Here is an 18,543-nt window from a genome sequence, read left to right as displayed (position 1 = left end):
GACGCCTCGCGGCATTTTCCCGAAGAGCGGCACGAGCGGGGCTGGCGGAAGGGGGCCGATGGAACTCAAGTGGCTGGAGGATCTCGAGGCGCTTGCGCGGATCGGGCATTTCGCGCGGACGGCGGAAACGCGCCTGATCACCCAGTCGGCGCTGAGCCGACGCATCCAGGCGCTCGAAGGGTGGGTCGGCGTGCAGCTGGTGGACCGGACCAAGCACCCTATCGCGCTGACCACGGCCGGTCGCGAGTTCCTCGATGCCAGCCGGAAGATCGTGGACTGGGCCTACGACGCGCAGGAGCGCGCAGGCAGTTCGGCGCGCATGTCGAAGGATTCGATCACGATCGGATCGATGCACACGCTCTCGCTCTATTTCCTGCCCCGGCTGATCGCCTCGCTGACGCAATCGGTCGGCCGGCTGTCGTCCTCGATCGAGACGGTCCCGCGCAATATCGACGAGTATCTCTACAACCTGCGGACCGGGGTGAGCGATTTCTACGTCGGCTACCTCCACCCCAATATCAACTTCGACGTCGATCCCGACCAGTATCCGCGCCTGCTGATCGGGACCGATCGCCTGGTGCCCTGCGCCAGCGACCCGGCGATGTTCGAACGGCTTTCCGATTCCTGCGACGAGCCGATCCCCTACCTCGCCTTCCATCCCAGTTCGATCACCCACAAGATCGTCAAGGGCTGCCTCGATCGCGCGCCTTTCGGCAAGCGGCTCGACATCGTCTATCGCGCGACCCTGGCCGAGGCGCTGAGCGCGGCCGCCACTCTCGATCTCGGCATCGCCTGGCTGCCCGAATCGCTGCTGATGGGGCCGGGTGCCGCCAGCGCGCTCCATGTCCACGACGGGCCATGGTGCGAGCCGCTCGACATCATCATTGTCCGATCGCGCGCCAACGAACGGCCGATCGTGAACCGCATCTGGGCCGAGTTGGAAGAAAATTACGCAACCGGCCATCGGGCCGCTGATGGTTGAAATCGCGGGATAAAGTCGGCCGAGGGCCGGGCGCGCCTGCGCCTCGGAGCGATCGTGATGCGAAAATCGCATCACGATGCGCCGATTACGAATTGGCCTAATGCAGGCGCGTGAATAGGGTCCCCGCCCTTGGGATCGGACGGCATTCAAGCACCAAGGGGGGAATATGCGGAACAACTTTGCACTGCTGGGCCTGGGCGTATCGGCCCTGGCCCTCTGCGGCCATGCGGGCGTCGCGGCACAGGAGAGCGCGGGGCAGGGCCTGCCCGCCGGGCAGGAGGCCGAGGCGGCATCGGCAGGCAACGAGATCGTGGTGACCGGCACCCGCCTGCGCCGGAGCGCGGCGGACTCTCCCGTCCCGCTGCAGGTTCTCGGGGCCGAGGGGATCGAGGAAACCGGCACCGGCGACCTTTACGAGGCGGTCGAGCTGCTCCCCGGCGTCAGCGGCGGGATCACGCCCGAAGGCAGCGTGTCGAGCGTGCAGTCGAGCGGGCTGTCGACCATCAGCCTGCGCCGCCTGGGCGACAACCGCACGCTGACCCTGATCGACGGGCGGCGCGCGGTGTCCAATTCGGGCAACTCCGACCGCGTGAGCCTTTCGACCATCCCCTCCGGATTCGTCGAGCGGGTGGAGGTGACCACCGGCGGTGCTTCGGCCATCTACGGTTCGGACGCGGTGGCCGGCGTGGTCAACATCATCCTGAAGGACGACGTGGACGGCCTCGAGCTCAACGGCCGCATCTCGACCCCGGAGGCAAGCGGCGGCGAGGAATACCGGATCGAGGGGCTGTGGGGCACGCGCTTCGCCGACGATCGCGGTTACCTGATGCTGAGCGCCAGCTGGCGGGACGAGAACGGCATCAGGGCCGATGCCACGCGCCCCGAATCGGTCGCCGCGCTGGAGTTCAACAGCCCGGCCTCCCCCGCTTCGGACGCCTGGGCGGGCGAGACCTGCAACAACGATGATCCGGACTTCCACTGCCTGCTGCCCGATGCGTCGATCTCCACCCCCGGCGGCGTGTTCGAAGGCGATGCCTGGTACAAGGACGGGCAGTGGTTCAACGACAAGAGCCTGCGCCCGTCCGACCGGCCCGAGGGGTCGGACTTCCTGTCGGACCACGACGGTTACGATTTCCGCACCGGCCGCACGCTGCGGCCCGAGCGCAAGGTCCTGACGCTGGGGCTTCATTCGACGTTCGAGGTTTCGGACGTGACCGAGTTTACCGTCTCGGCGCTCTATTCCGATGTCTCGTCGCGCTACTACACCGGCTATGAAACGCTGAACGACAACGATTCCTACGGCCTGCTCGATGCCTTCAGCCTCGGCAACCTGCCGAGCGACCACCCGTTCATCCCCCCCGAGGTGGAGGAAACGCGCAGCGGCAGCGTTTCGTTCGACCGCCGCGTGGTCGAACTGGGCGAACAGCAGCGCTACAACGAACGGCGCACCTACCGCCTCGCCGCCGCCTTCGACGGGCAGATGACGGACAATGCCGAGTGGAGCCTCTATGCCACCTACGGCCATTTCTCCCAGGCGCAGGAAAACCCGAACGAGCTGAATTTCCGCCGGGCGAACTGGGCCCTCGACGTCGAGCCCGACGGCAATGGCGGCTTCCAGTGCGCCAGCGCCGAAGCGCGCGCCGACGGCTGCGTGCCGCTCAACATCTTCGGCGAAGGCTCGATCACCCAGGCCGCCGCCGACTATATCCGCTACAACGGCTATGGCGAGCAGACCCGCGACCAGATCACCGCCGGCGGTTACATCAGCGGCGATTTCGCCAATGTCATGGGCATGGAACTGCTGTGGGCCGCGGGCGCCGAGTTCCGGCACGAGGAACAGGATACCTTCGGCGACCCCGACGGCGACCTGGTCGGCGGGATCGACGGCGATCCGGCGACCGACGACGTGCTGGTGACCTCGCTGTCCTCCTTCCCGTCGATCGCGGCCGATTACCAGGTCTTCGAGTTCTTCGGCGAAGCGGATCTCGAGGTCATTCCCGATCGCCTGCGCCTGCAGGTGGCCGGGCGCTACGGCGATTACACCACCGTGGGCGGCGTCTTCAGCTACAATGTCGGCGGCGTCTTCAACGTCACCGACGACTTCCTCGTGCGCGGGCAATATTCGCGTTCGCAGCGCGCGCCCAACATCACCGAGTTCTTCTCCCCCCCGCGTCCCGACGCGGACGACCTGACCGATCCGTGCGAAGGGCTCCTGCCCGACGGGTCGGGGCTTTCGCAGCCGCGCAGCGTCGGCGGCGAGGACGTGGACCTGGCGGTCGTGCGGGCGAACTGCCTGTCCGAACCGGGCATCCAGGCCTATTTCGCGCACCCCGATTACGAGGCCGGCGATCCGTTCGATCCCGGCGGCTCGGTCCAGGGCCCGAACGCGGGCAACAACACGCTGAAGGAAGAAACCGCCGACACCTGGACCGCCGGCTTCGTCTACCAGCCCAACTGGTCGGGGCGGAACCTCTCGCTCATCGTCGACTACTTCAAGATCTCGATTGACGACGTGATCTCCTCGGTCTCGACGCAGAACACGGTGGACCTGTGCTATGCCTCGGACAGCTTCCCCGACAACAAGTTCTGCGACGTCATCACGCGCAACCCGGTGAGCGGCGAAGTGTCCCAGGTGATCAACCGGGTCGAGAACCTCGTCAGCGAAGTGGTGGAGGGTGTCGATGCCCAGCTGAACTGGCGCCGGATCGACCTCGGCGTCCCCGGGCTGTTCGACATCGACCTGCGCTACTCGCACTACTTCAAGGACGAGCAGTCGTTCCTGGATCTGGTCGGCAACGAGATCACCAACGACTACCTGCCCTATATCGGCAACCCGTCGGACGAACTGCTGCTGAAGATCGGCTATCGCCTCGACGGCTTCCGCCTGTCCTACACGATGACGTACGAGAGCGGGGGCGTGGACGATCCGGTCAACTTCCCCGAGCCGGGCGACCTCGAATACTACGCGATCGGCGGGCAGGATTTCCACCGGATCTACGCCGCTTACGACTTCGGGCCCGGCGAGCGGTTCCGCGTCTATGGCGGGGTCAACAACCTGTTCGACACGATCGGCAAGATCTACCCGACCGGGACCCTGGGGGGCAGTTCCTACAACATCAACCACTCGCTGGCCGATTCGGTGGGCCGCGAATTCTACCTCGGCCTTCGCGCCCGCTTCTGAGGCGGTAGCCGGGCGTCGCAGGTTTCCGGCGGGTATCGCCGGGGCCTGCGCCGCGCCCCGGCGCGCCCCGCGCGCGTGTGCCCGTGATGGCGCGGCGACGGGTGCGGCTCCGCGGGCGGCCCCGGGGCGCCGGAATGGAGATCACGATGATGCTACCCGCCGTCCGCCTTGTCGGGCTCGCCGTCCTGCTGGCCTGTTCCATCCAGGCCCCGGCGCGCGCGCAGCCGGTCACGGCTGCTGCCGCGGCGACGGACCGGGCGCCGCGGCCCGCGCCGATGACCGCGGTCGACATGGTCGAGATCGCGACCCTGTCGCAGCCCTCGCTGTCGCCCGACGGGAATGTCCTCGCCTATCTGAAGGACGATCTCGACTGGCGGCGCAACCGCGTGGTCGACCGGCTCGTCCTGCGCGAGGCGGCGAGCGGCGAACCGATCGAGCCGTTCGCGCCGGAACGCTGGCGCGAGGACATCGACGCGATCGCCTGGTCGCCCGATTCGCGCAGCTTCCTGACCCTGCTGGAACGCGAGGGGGACGAGCACGACCAGGTCTATCGCTTCGATCTCGCGTCCCGCCAGCTCACCCGCCTGACCCGCCATCCGGTCGATATCGACAACGTGACCTGGGCGCCCGATGGGGCGGGGTTCTATTTCGAAAGCGACGAGGCGGCAGACGACGACGACTGGTCGCTCGACCCTTACGAGCATCGCCCGTTCGAGGAGCTGTTCTATTACGACATCGCGCGGGACGCCTATCACCGCGTGGTGAGCGCGGACACGGTCATCCTCGACTACTCGGTCGCGCGGGACGGTGCCTTCCTGCTGGTGACGATGCGCAAGGCGCTGCCCAAGAACGAGAAGGAGACGAACGAGGTCTGGCTCGTCTCGCGCGAGGGGCCGGTCCGCCAGCTGACCGACAACGCCTTCCAGGAACGCGACGCGCAGCTATCGCCCGACAACAGCCGGTTCGCCTTCATCGCCGAAGTCGACGCGGGCGGCCGTCTCTACCACGAGGACAATCTCTTCGTGCAGGACGTGGGATCGGACACCCCGCGCCTGCTGTTCCCCGACATGGCGGTCGAGGTCCTGCAGTTCGCATGGGACGCGAGCGGCGAGGGCCTGTTCTTCCTCGGCAATGTCGGGCTGACGACGCAGCTGTTCCACTGCGACCTGGCGACCGGCGCCGTCCGCCAGGTCACCCGGGGCGAGCACCAGCTGAAATCCTGGCGCTACGATCATCGCAGCGGGCGCCACGTCGCCCTGCGCGCCGATGCGCGGAGCCCGGGCGATGTCGTCTCGATCGATCCCGACAGCGGCGCGATCGCGGTGCTCAGCCCCGAGTTCGCCGATTTTTCCGCCCGGTTCGCGCTGCCGCGGCAGGAAGCCTTCCGCTGGACCGCGCCCGACGGGCGGGAGATCGAGGGCCTGCTCGTCCGTCCGCTGGGGCACCGCGCGGGCGAGCCTTTCCCGCTCGTCACGATCTCGCACGGCGGGCCGCGCAGCTCGGTCAATTTCGGCAGCTGGCAGGTCTCGCGCTATCTCCCGGTCCTGGCGGGGGAGGGCTACGGCGTGTTCCTGCCCAACTATCGCGGCGGGACGGGATACGGCGATGCCTTCATGCGCGACATGGTGGGCAATTACTTCAACAATTCGGACGACGACATCCTTGCCGGGATCGATGCCCTGGTCGAAGCCGGGCTGGCCGATCCCGAGGCGCTGATCGCGATGGGCTGGAGCGCGGGCGGCCACATGACGAACTGGCTGATCGGGCAGACCGACCGCTTCGTCGCCGCTTCGTCCGGCGCCGGCGCGTCGGACTGGGTATCGATGTATGGAGAGAGCGATTTTCGCCGCAACCGGACTTTCCACTTCGGCGGGCCGCCATGGGCCGAGGATGCGCCGTTCGAGGTGTTCCGCCGGACCTCGCCGGTCACCCATGCCTGGCGCGTGAAAACGCCGACGCTGTTCTTCAGCGGGGAGAACGACGAGCGGGTGCCGCCGACGCAGGGCCTGATCATGTATCGCGCGTTGAGCGACCTCGGCGTGGAGACGAAGCTCTACCTGGCGAAAGGCGAGCCGCACAATTTCCGCCGCCCGCGCAACCAGCTGTTCAAGATCAACCGCGAACTGCAATGGTATGCGCGACATCGCGGCGCGGACTATGTACCGGTGCGGCCGGAACTGGCGGCCGGGCCGGTGCCCGAGGACACGGACGCCGGCGACGGGATCGAGGGAGAACCGGCCGGCTAGGCCGCGGGCCCGCCGCGGCCGCGGAGAGAACGAGAGGACGGGGCGCAGATGATTGACAACGACATTGCCATTTTCGGCCTGCTCGCGGCCGTGCTGGCCGCGGTCTTCTACACCCGCGGCCTGGGCGGCGGATGGCAGAAGTTCTACACTTTCGTGCCGATCGTCCTCGTCTGCTACCTCGTCCCCTCGCTGATGGCGACGTTCGGCCTGATCGACATGAGCGATTCCTCGCTCTGGCCGATCGCGCGCGACGCCTTCCTGCCCGCGGCGCTGTTCCTGATGTGCCTGGGGATCGATCTCGGCGGCATCCTGCGCCTGGGGCCGAGGGCGCTGATCATGTTCTTCACCGCCACGATCGGCATCGTCATCGGCGGCCCGATCGCGCTGTGGATCGTCGCCTCGTTCGACCCGGAGATCCTGGGCAGCGGCGCGACCGCGGCCTGGCGCGGCCTCGCGACCGTGGCGGGCAGCTGGATCGGGGGCGGCGCGAACCAGACCGCCATGCTCGAAGTCTACCAGTACGCGCCGGAAAACTACGCCGTGATGGTCGCGGTCGATATCGTGGTGGCCAATATCTGGATGGCCTTCCTGCTCTACGGCGCGGGTCGGCCGCAAGTGTTCGACCGCTGGCTGAAGGCCGACACGTCGGCGATCGACGAGCTGCGATCGCGGATGGAAACCTTCACCGCCTCGGTCGAACGGGTGGCCACGGCCGGCGAGTTCATGGTCCTGCTGGGCATCACCTTCGCGGTGGTCGGCCTGTGTCACGTGCTCGGCGGGGCGGTGGCCGGCGTGTTCGAGGGGGCGCTGGGGGTGGATTCGACGCTGGCCAGCGACTTCCTGTGGATCGTGGTTTTCGCCACCACGCTCGGCCTCGTCGGCAGCTTCACCCCGATGCGCGCGTTCGAGGGGATCGGGGCGTCGAAGTTCGGCACCGTGTTCATCTTCCTGCTGGTCCTCGTCATCGGCACCAAGATGAACCTCCTGCAGCTTTCCGAAGCGCCCGAGTTCATGGCCGTGGGAATCATCTGGATGCTGATCCACACCATCCTGCTGTTCGTGGTGGCCAAGATCATCCGGGCGCCGTTCTTCTTCATCGCGGTGGGCAGCAAGGCCAATGTCGGCGGCGCCGCCTCCGCGCCGGTCGTCGCCGGTGCCTTCCACCCCGCGCTGGCGCCGGTGGGCGTGCTGCTGGCGGTGCTCGGCTATGCCGTGGGCACCTATGGCGCGATCCTGTGTGCGGAACTGATGCGGGCGATCTGATGGCGCCCGGCACGCCGGCCCGCGCGCCAGGGCGCAATTTCCTCGCCATCAGCGATTCGTCGTCGTTCTTCGTTGCCGGCTGGAAAGAACCCGCCTGCCTGCGTTACCTGGTGGAGATGGCCGGCGTGTCGCGGCCCACGATCGTCTTCGTCGGGGCGGCCAACGGCGATTGCGCGAACAAGCAGGCCCAGTTCTTCCGGCTGGCCGAGCGGGCGGCATTCGTCCCGCGCACGCTGAGCCTCTTCGCGCTGGCCGACGACCGGCCGGAAACGTTCTTCGCCGGCGCGGACGCGATCTACGTCGATGGCGGGAGCACGCGCAACCTGATCGCGCTGATGCGCGAATGGGGTGCGGACCGGGCGCTGATCGACGCCTATCGCGCGGGGGTGCCGGTCGCCGGGGCAAGCGCGGGGGCCAACCTGATGTTCGAATGGGGGCTGACCGATTCCATCGTGACCCGGATCGATCCGATCCGGGGCCTGGGCGCGATACCGGGAACGGTCTCGGTCCATCATTCCACCCGCCCCGACCGCGCGCGGGCTCTCGCGCGGCACATGGCCTGCCAGCCCGAAGGGGCCGCCTGCCTGCTCGACGACGGCGAATTCGCCCACTTCCGCAACGAGAAGCTGCTCGCCCGCCACGCGATCTGACCGCGGGCAGGGGGGCGCGTGCGGCGCAAGAGCATGTCGGACTCCGACACTCCCGACAAAGTTCTGTCCTACCAATTGTGCTAGTCCAACTGTTGCCGACGGCAGCGCGCCGTTCCGGATGGGCAAACCGTGACGGAAGTTCTCGGTTGCAAGGGCGCTGCCCCGGTGCAGGCTGCGGATCGAAGGGCCGGGAGCCGCGCGTCCCCTCGTCCGGTCGCAACGCCGGCTGCCCCGTCGGTGCAGTTCCCGCCATGCGCGAAGATGGGCGGCGTGCCGGCGCGAAAAGGCGGCACTCGGCAAAGTCTCGCGCCATGGCAGTTCCGCTTCGCGACTCCTCTGGTGCGGCACTATTGGCATGACCAATCTGTCGTATCAGGTTTGAAAAAGTGGTTGACATGATGGGTCCGCCCGTTATCCCGGCTCGCAATAACGAGATGAGGAGGGGAATTTGACGACTTTCACAGCACACCTGCGCGCCCAATCCGGCCAGGGCCTGGCTTCCCGGCTGCTACGCGGCTGCGCCATCTGCGCCCTTGCGCTGCCCGCGGCCGCTCATGCACAGGACGTGGGCGAGCCCGAAGGCCAGGCTGCCGAAGTTGCCGCCGAGGACGAGAACGTCATCGTCGTTTCCGGTCTCCGCCAGACCATTCGCGATTCGATCGAGACCAAGCGCGCCGCGACCGCGATCGTCGATGCCCTTTCGGCCGACGACATCGGCGATATTCCGGCGATCTCGGTCGGCCAGGCCATCCAGACGATCACGGGCGCGACGACCCACCGCGAGAAGGGCGACGCTTCGGAGATCGCGCTGCGCGGTCTCGGGCCCTTCCTCAGCAACGCGACCTTCAACGGGCGCGAGGCGTCCAACGGCAGCGGCGACCGCTCGGTCAATTTCAACCAGTTTCCTTCCGAGCTGATCAACCAGATCACGATCTACAAGTCGCAGCAGGCCAGCCTGGTCGAAGGCGGCGTGGCCGGCACGATCGAGCTGGGCACCCTGCGGCCGCTCGATTTCGGGCGCACCCGCCTGCAGGGCGAGATCAAGGTCAACTACAACCCCTACCAGGACCGGATCGTGGGCGACGGCGGCATGGGGTGGCGCGGCACGCTCAGCTACGTGGACCAGTTCGAGCTGGGCGGCCTCGGTGATTTCGGGGTCTCGATCGGATACCAGCGCCAGCGCACCTCCAATCCCGAGGAGACGATGGCGGGCAGCTCCACCTGGCGGGCCTGCGACGACTCGGTCGATGTTGCGGGCGTCTGCCGGCAGGTGTCCAACGCCGAGGCCAATGCCGGCACGCCCTTCTACATCGTGCCCAACGCCCTCGTCTTCCGCCAGATCAGCGAGGAGGACGAGCGTGACGCCGTGTTCGGCGCGGTGCAGTGGCAGCCTTCGCCGACGGTCGAGATCAACCTCGATGTCCAGTACTCCGACCGCTACATCAACGAGGACCGGAGCGACTTCAACTTCTCGGAACTTCCGCTGGCGCTGCAAAACCGCGAAGTCGATCCGTCCGGCTACCTGCGCTACGTCGAAGGGGCTTCGTCGCTCGAATCGACCTCGACCTTGCAGGAGCGGACCGAGGAATACCTTGGCGGCGGGCTGGAAATCGCGGTCGACGTGTCGGACCGGCTGCGCCTGGTGGGCGATGTCTCCTATTCGGATACGCGCCGTTTCGACCAGGTTCGCAGCACGCGGCTGCGGACCGATGCCCTCGACATCTACGGCAATCCAACGCCGGTCGGGAACCAGAGGGTTTCCTACACCTACGATGCCCGCGATTCGTTCGCGCCGGTGTTCACCATCGATCCGCGGTTCGATGTCAACGACTGGTCCTTGTTCAGCGACGACGCCCGGCTGCGCCGCGACGAGCGCGAACGGAACAACACGATCTGGGCCGGGCGCCTCGACGCATCCTACGAGCTTGAAGGCTTCCTGTCGGCCTTGCACGCCGGCGTCCGCTACAGCCAGCAGACGTACGCCGACCATACCGACCGGGTGCAGTTCACCCAGGGCGACCGCGCGGTCGATCGCGAAGTCAACCTGGCGTGCCGGACGCAGTTCCCGCAGCGCGATTTCCTCAGCGATGCACCGGGCGACCAGTTCTCGAGCTGGGCGACCTTCGACCCCGTCTGCCTCTTCCGCGAGTACCTGGGCACCGAGGACCCGGGGCCGAGCGACGACCTGCGCAGCATCGGCAACACCGACATTACCGAGGACGTCTGGGCCGGCTACATCATGGCCGAGTACGATCACGAACTCGGTTCGATGCCGGTGCGCGGCAACTTCGGTGTGCGGGTGGTCAACACGGCCGTCACCTCGCGCGGCCTGCGTTCCGGTCTCGACGTGATCGATAACGGCGACGGCTCGATCCGGCTGGAGGAAACGGGCGATTTCGAAGACGTCGTGATCGAGCACGATACCACCCGTATCCTGCCGAGCGTGAATGCGATCTTCGAAGTTTCCCCCGAGGTCCAGGTGCGAGCGGCGGTCTACCGCGCGATGTCGCGTCCGGCGCCCAGCGCGCTGACGGCGGGGCGCTCGATCCAGCTCGAGGACGGAACGTCGTTCACCGACGTGGCCGACGCGATTCGCGGGATCCAGGCATCGGGCAGCCCGCGGCTGGAGCCGCTGATGTCGTGGAACGGCGATCTCGCGGTGGAATGGTATCCCAATGCCGACACGATCCTGGCCGGCACGGTCTATTACAAGAAGTTCTCCGGCGGCTTCCAGCCGGTGATCTTCAACGAGGATTTCACGATCGACGGCCAGACCGTGAACGTTCCGGTCACGCAGACGCGCAACAGCGACGACAAGTCGCGCATCTACGGGCTCGAGGTCACGGCCGCGACGCGTTTCTCGTTCCTGCCGGCCCCGCTCGACGGGCTGGGCACGAAGATCAGCTACAACTACGCGGACTCCAATTTCGAAACGCAGGACGTGCGGCTCGGCGATATCTATGATCCGGTGACCGAAACGGTCGAGCCGGGCATTATCCCGCCCGCCAATATCTCCGGCTATTCCAAGCACGTTCTTTCGGCCCAGGTCTATTACGATCTCGGCCCGGTGAACCTGCAGGGGATCTACAACTACCGCTCGCAGTACTTCCAGGATTTCGTGGGCGGGAACGCACAGTTGCGCTACGTTGCCGGGAACGAGACGTTCGACCTGCGCGCCTCGATCGACCTGATGCGCGGCGTCTCGCTGCGTCTCGAGGCGCTGAACATCACCAACGAGCCCAAGATCACCTATATGCCGGTGGTGGGCAGCACGCGGCAGTACCACTATTACGGGTCGAAGTACTTCCTCGGCCTGCGGGTCAAGATGTGAGGTCGGCCATGGGCATGCGGCGGGGCGTTTCGGCAAGGACGGGGATGGGCGCCCTTCGGGGACCGGCCCGGACCCGGGGGGTGCTGGGGGCATGTGCGCTCGCGCTGCTGCTGCCTGCCCCGGCCGCCATGCCTGCCGCCGCCCGGGCCGAGACGGCGGCGCGCGCGCAGCCTTCGCAGATCCATCGCGACGTCGTCTACCGCACGGTGGACGACGTGGAACTGCGCCTCGACGTCTATCGCAGCCCGACGGCAGACGAGGGGCCGGCGCCGGTGGTGGTCTATTTCCACGGGGGCGGCTGGGCCCGGGGCCAGCGCCCTGAAAGCTGGAAGGGTTTCAGCCCGTTCCTCGGCGCGGGGTTCTCGGTCGTCGCCGTCCAGTACCGGCTTTCCGGCCAGGCGCGGGCGCCGGCAGCGGTGCAGGACGTGCGCTGCGCGATCCACTGGATCGGCAGCAAAGCGGCCGAATATGGCTTCGATCCGGATCGCATCGTTGCCTATGGCACCTCTGCCGGGGGGCACCTGGCCCTGATGGCGGCTTACCTGCCGCAGGATAGCGCGATCGACGTCCCCGAATGCCGCGGGGCGCCGCGGGTGGCCGCGGTGCTCGACTTCTACGGTCCGGCCGACCTGACGCGGATCGTGCCCGAAGGTTCGCCGCGCCATCCGACGGTCGCGCGCTGGGTCGGCGACTATCCGGGCGCCGCGGCAATGGACGCCGCCATGTCGCCCGCCCGCCATGTGGGCGAGAACACCCCGCCCACGCTGATCGTGCACGGCGATCGGGACAAGGTCGTGCCGATCGCGCAGTCGTTCCTGCTGCTCGAGGCCCTCCAGGGGGCGGGCGTGGCATCCGAACTGCTCACCGTCCCCGGCGGCGGGCACGGAAAGTTCGACACGGCCGCCCGGGCGGAAATCGTCGATCGCGCGCTGGCCTTCCTGCGCGCACAAGGCCTCGCCGACTGAGGCTGCCGATACCCGTTCCGACGGCTGCCGACGGGCCGGGAGGCGTTCCGCCAAGCCCGGCCCGTCCTCGCACTCAGGTATCGAAGACCAGGGTGGACAGGCGGACATAGCAGTCGCCGGGGTCCTGCAGGTAGCAACCGGTCTTGAAGTAGGTCGTCTTCCAGGACTGCGCGTAATAGGCGAAGTTGGTGGACCACGTACGCTTCGGGTTGGTGCCGAGCTGGGCGGTCACCGTGCCATTGTCGTTGTAGACCAGCTTCAGCTCGGTGAAGGCGGTCGGCGCCGGGCCCAGGTCCTGGTATTCATACGACGGCAACGGGCCGGCATTGGTCCGATAGATTCCCCAGAAGCGATTGCTGAGGCCTGACCGGCTTGCGAGGAATTCGACCCGCAGGATCGGCTGCCCGCCCGTCTCGCCATAGATCTGCGCGACGGTGAAGCGATCGGAATAGGTCGATCCGTAGCGGACCTTCATCCGCGAACGGAAGGTCATGTCGGTTCGGGTCCCGGCGAAGGAATCCCCGCGCAGTTCGTTGCGCTGGGAACCGGCGCCATCGTCGATCTCGAACTGCATGTTCGTGTTGTCGAGATACCAGTTGTCGGGATCGTAGTAGTAGCTGGTGATCCTGGTATTGGTCAGGCACGTGCTCGACGTGGGCAGTTGCAGCTTGGCGTGGTCGAGCGCGGCCTGGAACTTGGCCTCGGAATAAGGCGCGGCGGTGAGGTCCTGGACCTGGTCGCAAGCGAATGCCGCCATCGCCGGACTCGCCTGGACCAGGGCCGATGCTCCCGCGACCGCAAGCCCGTATCGCAGTAATATCATTACAATTCTCCCATCCTTTTTTACTATTATGGTATGCCGAATCAATCATTCCAGAAATACATACCAATGATGGGGTAGCTGGCCGTTGTCCGGCGGTCAAACCGCCGGCGGTTGCGCGATGGCGGCCGATGGCCGAAGGCAGGTGACGCGACGCGCAAGACCTGGTCGCCCCGGGCCGGCCGCGCCCGAGCGAGGGTTTGTCAGCGACGCGTGGACCTGCTATTGGTTACAAACGAAACCATGATGACGACAGTGACCGAAGAACAGGATTTCACGACCCTTCCGGAAATGCCGGAGGGCGTGTTCACCGCGCCGCTCAAGAAGCCCGCGCATGTGGGCGACGACTGGCTGGAGCCGAAGCAGACCGAGTACTCTTCCGAGGAGGACGGGATCTGGAACGATCTCTTCTCCCGCCAGATGGAAGTCCTGCCCGGGCGCGCGGCGAGCGCGTTCATGCACGGGCTGGACAAGCTCGACCTGGGCCGGGGCGGGGTGCCCGACTTCGGCCGCCTTTCCGAGGAACTCGACCGGCTGACCGGGTGGAGCGTCGTGCCGGTGCCGATGCTGATTCCCGATCACGTGTTCTTCTGGCACCTCGCCAACCGCCGCTTCCCCGCCGGCAACTTCATCCGCACGCGCGAGACCTTCGACTATATCCAGGAGCCGGACGTCTTCCACGACGTGTTCGGCCACGTGCCGATGCTGACCGACCCGGTCTATGCCGATTACATGCAGGAATATGGCAAGGCCGGGTGGAAGGCGATGCGCTACAACCGGCTGAAGGCGCTCGGCGCGCTTTACTGGTACACGGTCGAGTTCGGCCTGCTGCTCGAACAGGGGGAAGTCCGCGCCTACGGCGCGGGGATCCTGTCGGGCCCGACCGAGGTTGTCTTCGCGGTCGAGGCGAAAAGCCCCAATCGCATCATGCTCAGCGTCGATCGCGTGATGCGCACCGATTACGTGATCAGCGACCTCCAGCCGACCTATTTCGTGATCGAGAGCTTCGAGGATCTCTATCGCCAGACGGTGGAGCGCGACTTCGATCGTCTCTATCGCAACCTGCCGCCGGCCTTCACATATGCCAATTCGGCCGTGATCGACGTCGATAACGTGGTCCACCGCGGGACGCAGGAATACCTGCTGCGCGGCGGCAGGGGCAGCGGGGCCCGGCCGGTCTAAAGGGGCCTTTCGCAGGCGCCCGCGCCCCGGCGCCGGGCATGAAAAAGCCGGCCCGGATCGCTCCGGGCCGGCTTTTTGCCGTCATTCGGGCGAGCGCTTACTCGACCGGTTCGCCTTCGGCGGCGGCTTCGGCCTGCTCTTCCATGGCGTCGGCGCGCTCTTCGGCGGCTTCGGTCATTTCTTCGGCTTCGGCGTCGGTGATCTGGCCGGCGTCTTCCATCGCCTCGGCCTGTTCCTCGACGTTTTCAGCCATCTGCTCGCCGGCGTCCTCGGCGGCTTCTTCCTGCGCGCTGTCGCAAGCGGCAAGAGTCAGGCCCATGGCTGCAACCGACGCGACCATCGCGCCTTTGAAAATGCTCTTCATCTCAGTGTTCCCCTTTGCTTGTTGGGTGACCGAGCCATACACGTGACTCGACCGGGCGTGAATAGCGTTTACGGATTTCAGGCTCCGTCCCTGCGGCTCCTGATCCACGAGACGATCGCGAGCGTCAGCAGCGCGCCCCCGATCGCGACCGGGATGGACAGCGCGGTGATCCCGTAGAGGACCGATCCGCGGTTCGCGACCCATCCCGCGATGGCCGCGCCCGCGCCGCCCGCGGCCAGGTTCGCGACGACGCGGGGGCCGTCCTCCACCCGCATGACGACCGCGGCCAGCCAGCCGAGGAGCGCCCCGATGACAAGGAAGATCAGCAACCCCATCGGTTGTTAGTGCCCGCGATCCATCATGGGGATCCAACGGAAGAGGTCTGCCCCTGTTCCAGCATTTGCGGCGAATGGAAGCGGGCGTGCCGGGCCGGCGGATGCCCGCCCGGGCGGCGTCAACCCAGCGTAAACCATCCCAGCGCGAACAGGCCGAGCGCGATCCGGTACCAGCCGAAGGGCGCGAAGCCATGGCGGCTGACATAGGCGACGAAGGCGCGGATCACGACCATGGCCACGAGGAAGGCGGCGACAAAGCCGAGGCCGATCTCGGTCCAGCCGACCGCGGCCTCCCCCGCGAGGAGCGCGGGCTCGTCGAGGATCTTGACCGTCGCGGCCCCAAGCATCGTCGGGACGGCGAGGAAGAAGGAGAATTCCGCCGCGGTCTTGCGGCCGACCCCCATGGCGAGTGCGCCGAGAATCGTCGCGGCCGAACGGCTCGTCCCCGGGATCATCGCCAGGCACTGCGCGAAGCCGACCGCCATCGCCGTTTTCCACGAGAGCGCCGCGACACCCACGTCCTCGCGCGCCGGAATGGTCCGCTCCAGCACCAGTATGGCGACGCCCCCGATCACCAGCGCCACTGCCACGACCAGCGGCGTGCCCAGCATCAGGTCGATCGCGTCCTTCGCGAGCAGGCCGATGACGGCGGCCGGAACGAAGCCGAGCAGGATGTTGCGCACGAAGCGCAGGGCCTCGTCTTCCAGCCGCAGCAGGCCCATGCCCATCGACCAGAAGGTGTTCCAGTACGTGACGACGACGGCCAGGATCGCGCCGAGCTGGATCACGATGTTGAACTGGCGCCACTGCGCCGGGTCGTAACCGAAGAACGCCTGCGCCAGGATCAGGTGTCCGGTCGAGGATACGGGGAGGAACTCGGTCAGCCCTTCGAGGATGCCGAGCAGGATTGCGGTCAGGGTCAGGCTCATCGCGTCCCGCTCAATGGCAAGGCTGTGGCGCGTGTCAAATGCAAATGGCCGCCGCGCGCTTTAAGAAAAAAGGGGCCCCCGGCCGCGCGGGCCGGGGGCAGGGTGGAAAAGCGCAAGCTTACCAGATGTGTACGCGTTCCTCGGGCGGGAGGTAGAGCGCGTCGTCGGGCGTCACGCCGAAGGCCTCGTACCAGGCGTCCATCTGGCGCACGACGCCGTTGACGCGATATTCCTCGGGACTGTGGGGATCGGTCCGCAGGCGCTGGCGCGCGTTGTCCTCGCGCTGTTGCGAACGCCAGACCTGCGCCCAGGCGAGGAAGAACCGCTGGTCGCCGGTCAGCCCGTCGATCACCTTGTCCTCCTTGCCGCCCAGCGAGAGCTTGTAGGCGCGATAGGCGAGGCTGAGGCCGCCGACGTCGCCGATGTTCTCGCCCAGCGTCAACCGGCCGTTGACGCAGGTTTCCCCGTCGTCGAGCGGGCAGAACTGGCCATACTGTTCGACCAGCGCATCGCCCAGCTTGTCGAAAGCGGCGCGGTCGGCGTCGGTCCACCAGTTGCGCAGCGCCCCGCTGGCATCCGACTTCGATCCCTGGTCGTCGAAGCCGTGCCCCATCTCGTGGCCGATCACCGCGCCGATCCCGCCGTAGTTCACCGCCGGGTCGGCCGAGATGCCGTAGAAGGGCGGTTGCAGGATCGCGGCGGGGAAGACGATCTCGTTCTTGGTCGAATTGTAATAGGCGTTCACCGTCTGCGGCAGCATGCCCCATTCGGTCCGGTCGATCGGCCCGCCCAGCTTGTCCAGCATGTCCTGCCACTGCCAGCGGGCCGCGGCCATGCGGTTGGCCAGCGGATCGCCCTGCGCGATCGCGAGGCCGGGGTACGTTTCCAGGTTGTCGCGATAGCCGATCTTGGGATCGAAGCTTTGCAGCTTGGCCACGGCCTCCTGCTTGGTCGCCGGGCTCATCCAGTCGTTTTCGGCAATGCTTTCGGCCAGCGCCTTGCGCAGGTTCTCGACCAGCTCTTCCATCGCGGCCTTGTTCTCGGGCGGGAAGTAGCGCTCGACGTAAGAGGCGCCGACCAGTTCGCCCAGCAGCCCCTCGGTCTCGGCAATCGCGCGCTTCCAGCGCGGGCGCTGTTCGGGCGTGCCGGTCAGCGTGCGGCCGAAGAAGTCGAAATCGGCGGCATCGATCGCGCTCGGCAGGACCGCGGCATTGCCTTCGAGGAATTCCTTGATCGTCCAGGCCTGCAGCACCTCCACCGGCGTCTGCGCCAGCAGCGCGGTCATCGCCGGCGTCCCGCCGCCGATCTTGGCCAGCGTTTCCTCGGCCAGGCCCAGCTCGGCCGCTTCTTCAGCGCTCGGCGGCATGTCGTAGACGATGTAGCGGTCGGTATCGCCGAGGCCCATCGCCGCGACCAGCGCGTCGAGCGGGAAGCCGTTGGCCATGGCCGACAGCTCGGCCGGGGTCACGGCGTTGTAGGTCAGGTCGCGGTTGCGGCGCGTCGCCCGGTCCCAGCTGACCGTGCGCGCGATCGCCGCCTCCAGGTCATAGACCTGCTGCGCGGTCGCCGCCGGGTCGGCATAGCCGGCCTGCTGGAACAGGAACGCCATGAACGCGCGGTAGCTGGCCTGGATCTCGCGGCCCTTCTCGCTCTCGTCGAGGTAGTAATCGCGATCGGGCAGGCCCAGCCCGCCCGAGGCGACGTAGACCGAGTAACGGGTCGGCTCCTTGCCATCGACGGTGACGAACCCGCCCAGCGGGGAGGCATAGCCGGGCGTGCCCCACAGCGTCGCCAGCTCAGCATGGCTGTCGGCGGAGCGGATCGCGTCGAGATAGGGCCGCGCCGGGTCCAGCCCGGCGGCGTCGATGGCCGCCTGGTCGAGGAAGGCGTTGTAGGCATCGACGATCCGCTTTTCGTCTGCCGAGAGCGCGGCCGGGGCCTTGGCCACCAGCTCGTCCACCAGCGCCTTCACGTCGCTGGTCGATTTCTCGCGCAGGAGGTTGAACGCGCCGAACCGGCTGAACTCGGCCGGCAGCGGGTTGGCGGCGAGCCACTTGTCGTTGGCATAGGCGAAGAAGTCGTCGCCCGGGTCCACGCTCTCGTCGATATAGGCCGGGTCGAAACCCCATTCGCCGAAGCTCATCGTCGGCAGCGGGGTTTCCTCGCCCGCGGCGGGCGCGCCATCCTGCGCCAGGGCCGGAACGGAAAGGGCGAGCGCGAGCGCGCTGGCGCCCCCGGCGAACAGAGTGCGGATCATTGTCGATATCTCCCGGAGTAATTCGGTCAGTCCCAAGG

13 protein-coding genes are annotated in these 18,543 nt (G+C 67.1%); 8 read left to right on the top strand and 5 right to left on the bottom strand.

What is annotated here, in order from left to right:
• Positions 1-58: 58 nt before the first annotated feature.
• From T8T98_RS13160 to T8T98_RS13130, 7 genes are all read left to right on the top strand, one after another.
• A complete protein-coding gene (locus T8T98_RS13160) occupies positions 59-982 on the top strand; it encodes a LysR family transcriptional regulator (RefSeq protein WP_160734027.1) in 924 nt (307 codons plus the stop codon).
• A 166-nt stretch (positions 983-1,148) separates the two neighbouring features.
• On the top strand, positions 1,149-4,163 hold the full coding sequence (locus tag T8T98_RS13155) for a TonB-dependent receptor plug domain-containing protein (RefSeq protein ID WP_251104848.1): 3,015 nt from the start codon (positions 1,149-1,151) through the stop codon (positions 4,161-4,163).
• Positions 4,164-4,309: 146 nt separating this feature from the next.
• Complete coding sequence (locus T8T98_RS13150) at positions 4,310-6,409, top strand: S9 family peptidase (RefSeq protein WP_251104849.1); 2,100 nt, start codon at positions 4,310-4,312, stop codon at positions 6,407-6,409.
• A 48-nt stretch (positions 6,410-6,457) separates the two neighbouring features.
• On the top strand, positions 6,458-7,672 hold the full coding sequence (locus tag T8T98_RS13145; protein WP_251104850.1) for a DUF819 family protein: 1,215 nt from the start codon (positions 6,458-6,460) through the stop codon (positions 7,670-7,672).
• On the top strand, positions 7,672-8,322 hold the full coding sequence (locus T8T98_RS13140; protein ID WP_251104851.1) for a Type 1 glutamine amidotransferase-like domain-containing protein: 651 nt from the start codon (positions 7,672-7,674) through the stop codon (positions 8,320-8,322). Before T8T98_RS13145 ends, T8T98_RS13140 begins: the two co-directional genes overlap by 1 nt.
• Positions 8,323-8,887: 565 nt before the next feature.
• Positions 8,888-11,653, top strand: coding sequence for a TonB-dependent receptor (locus T8T98_RS13135; RefSeq protein WP_322295693.1), 2,766 nt, complete (start codon positions 8,888-8,890; stop codon positions 11,651-11,653).
• Between the two features lie 80 nt (positions 11,654-11,733).
• Positions 11,734-12,618, top strand: a complete 885-nt coding sequence (locus T8T98_RS13130; protein ID WP_160734022.1) for an alpha/beta hydrolase — start codon at positions 11,734-11,736, stop codon at positions 12,616-12,618.
• A 73-nt stretch (positions 12,619-12,691) separates the two neighbouring features.
• On the opposite strand, the gene T8T98_RS13125 is transcribed toward T8T98_RS13130, so the two are convergent.
• Positions 12,692-13,375 (bottom strand): polysaccharide lyase family 7 protein, encoded by a 684-nt coding sequence (locus tag T8T98_RS13125; RefSeq protein ID WP_251104853.1) that lies wholly within the window; start codon positions 13,373-13,375, stop codon positions 12,692-12,694.
• A gap of 354 nt (positions 13,376-13,729) precedes the next feature.
• Here T8T98_RS13125 and phhA point away from each other — a divergent pair, with 354 nt between their 5' ends.
• Complete coding sequence (gene phhA, locus T8T98_RS13120) at positions 13,730-14,620, top strand: phenylalanine 4-monooxygenase (RefSeq protein ID WP_251106040.1); 891 nt, start codon at positions 13,730-13,732, stop codon at positions 14,618-14,620.
• 97 nt (positions 14,621-14,717) lie between these two features.
• Here phhA and T8T98_RS13115 read toward each other — a convergent pair whose 3' ends face one another.
• From T8T98_RS13115 to T8T98_RS13100, 4 genes are all read right to left on the bottom strand, one after another.
• Positions 14,718-14,984 (bottom strand): hypothetical protein, encoded by a 267-nt coding sequence (locus tag T8T98_RS13115; RefSeq protein ID WP_160734020.1) that lies wholly within the window; start codon positions 14,982-14,984, stop codon positions 14,718-14,720.
• Positions 14,985-15,061: 77 nt separating this feature from the next.
• Positions 15,062-15,319, bottom strand: a complete 258-nt coding sequence (locus T8T98_RS13110) for a GlsB/YeaQ/YmgE family stress response membrane protein (RefSeq protein ID WP_251104854.1) — start codon at positions 15,317-15,319, stop codon at positions 15,062-15,064.
• 119 nt (positions 15,320-15,438) lie between these two features.
• On the bottom strand, positions 15,439-16,248 hold the full coding sequence (locus T8T98_RS13105) for an undecaprenyl-diphosphate phosphatase (RefSeq protein ID WP_160734018.1): 810 nt from the start codon (positions 16,246-16,248) through the stop codon (positions 15,439-15,441).
• A 118-nt stretch (positions 16,249-16,366) separates the two neighbouring features.
• Positions 16,367-18,505, bottom strand: a complete 2,139-nt coding sequence (locus T8T98_RS13100) for a M13 family metallopeptidase (protein WP_251104855.1) — start codon at positions 18,503-18,505, stop codon at positions 16,367-16,369.
• Positions 18,506-18,543 lie beyond the last annotated feature (38 nt).

It is taken from the genome of Pelagerythrobacter marinus, from assembly GCF_034375205.1.
Taxonomy (GTDB): Bacteria; Pseudomonadota; Alphaproteobacteria; order Sphingomonadales; family Sphingomonadaceae; genus Pelagerythrobacter; species Pelagerythrobacter marinus.
Note: the sequence above shows the minus strand (reverse complement) of the source record. Positions and strands in the feature narration are given on the sequence as shown.